Source organism: Bradyrhizobium tunisiense, assembly GCF_042263385.1.
Taxonomy (GTDB): Bacteria; Pseudomonadota; Alphaproteobacteria; order Rhizobiales; family Xanthobacteraceae; genus Bradyrhizobium; species Bradyrhizobium tunisiense.
This window is the reverse complement of the sequence record NZ_JBHLEV010000020.1, coordinates 1-945: the sequence shown is the minus strand read 5'-3', so window position 1 is coordinate 945 and position 945 is coordinate 1. Positions and strand designations below refer to the sequence as shown.

1 protein-coding gene is annotated in these 945 nt (G+C 65.0%); it reads left to right on the top strand.

Translation table 11 applies throughout. The features are described 5' to 3' along the window. On the top strand, positions 1 to 945 hold a 945-nt coding region (locus ACFDR6_RS36305; protein WP_375861382.1), incomplete at both ends, for a chemotaxis protein CheA.

The window sequence follows — 945 nt, the reverse complement described above, 5'->3', positions numbered from 1 at the left end:
CGAAGGCGCCAGCATCGCCAACCAGTCGATCCGCGTCAACGTGGATACGCTGGAGCATCTGATGACCATGGTCTCCGAGCTGGTCCTGACCCGCAACCAGCTGCTGGAGATCTCCCGCCGCAACGAGGACACCGAGTTCAAGGTGCCGCTGCAGCGCCTGTCCAACGTCACCGCCGAGCTGCAGGAAGGCGTCATGAAGACGCGCATGCAGCCGATCGGCAATGCCTGGCAGAAGCTGCCCCGCATCGTCCGGGACCTGTCGAGCGAACTCGGCAAGCAGATCGAACTCGAGATGCACGGCGCCGACACCGAGCTCGACCGCCAGGTGCTCGATCTGATCAAGGACCCGCTCACCCACATGGTGCGCAACTCCGCCGATCATGGCCTGGAGACCCCCGCCGAGCGCCTCGCTTCCGGCAAGGGCGAGCAGGGCACCATCCGCCTGTCCGCCTATCACGAGGGCGGCCACATCATCATCTGCATCGCCGACAACGGCAGAGGCCTCAACACCGAGAAGATCAAGGCCAAGGCGATCTCCTCGGGTCTCGTCACCGAGGCCGAGCTCGAGAAGATGAGCGAAGCCCAGATCCACAAGTTCATCTTCGCGCCGGGCTTCTCGACCGCGGCCGCCATCACCTCGGTCTCCGGCCGCGGCGTCGGCATGGACGTGGTGCGCACCAATATCGACCAGATCGGCGGCACCATCGACATCAAGTCGGTGGCCGGTGAGGGCTCGTCCGTCACCATCAAGATCCCGCTGACGCTCGCGATCGTCTCCGCCCTGATCGTGGAAGCCGCCGGCGATCGTTTTGCGATTCCCCAGCTCTCCGTGGTCGAGCTGGTGCGGGCCCGCGCCAATTCCGAGCACCGCATCGAGCGCATCAAGGACACCGCGGTGCTGCGCCTGCGCAACAAGCTGTTGCCGCTGATCCACCTGAAGAAGCT